The sequence below is a fragment of the Streptococcus hillyeri genome (assembly GCF_003686955.1).
Taxonomy (GTDB): domain Bacteria; phylum Bacillota; class Bacilli; order Lactobacillales; family Streptococcaceae; genus Streptococcus; species Streptococcus hillyeri.
In genome coordinates, this window is sequence record NZ_RCVM01000053.1 from 1 (window position 1) to 600 (window position 600).

The following is a 600-nucleotide window of genomic DNA, read 5'->3' on the forward strand; positions in this document are numbered from 1 at the left end:
CGACAATGAAAGACTTCGCGAAAGCAGGCGACTTCGCAGGTAAAGAAGTTGAGTTGGTCATTCCAGCGCAAATCCGCGAAGGCGTGACTCGCGTTAAGATTCCAAATACAACAAAAGTTGTTTATAATAACTCAACAGTTGATGGCGAGCCAGATAAAGAAACGCCACCAACGCCACCAGTAACCGTAACGCCGCCAACCGATCCAACAGTTGATAAGAAAATCAACGAAAAACTTGATCACTTAGATGTTCCAACTCAAACGGATTACACTTACAATATCAAAGCAAGCCTTCCAACTCAAACGGATTACACTTACAATATCAAAGCAAGCCTTCCAACCACAATCACATCTTATAAGAAATTCGTGATTACGGATACGCTTGACAACGATTTGACTGTTAAACCAGGTGCAATACCAAGCATCACAGGTGACGCCGCTAAGTTCTTCGATGTTAAAGTAGACGGTCAAACGGTTACAGCGACAATGAAAGACTTCGCAAACGCAGGTGAGTTGGCAGGTCAACAAGTTGAGTTGGTCATTCCAGCGCAAATCCGCGAAGGCGTGACTCGCGTTAAGATTCCAAATACAACAAAAGTTG

General features: G+C 43.8%; 1 protein-coding gene. It reads left to right on the forward strand.

The window, feature by feature from the left end; all coding sequences use genetic code 11:
- The coding region (locus EAF07_RS10410) for an isopeptide-forming domain-containing fimbrial protein (RefSeq protein ID WP_142925611.1) at positions 1-600 on the forward strand (600 nt) is incomplete at both ends.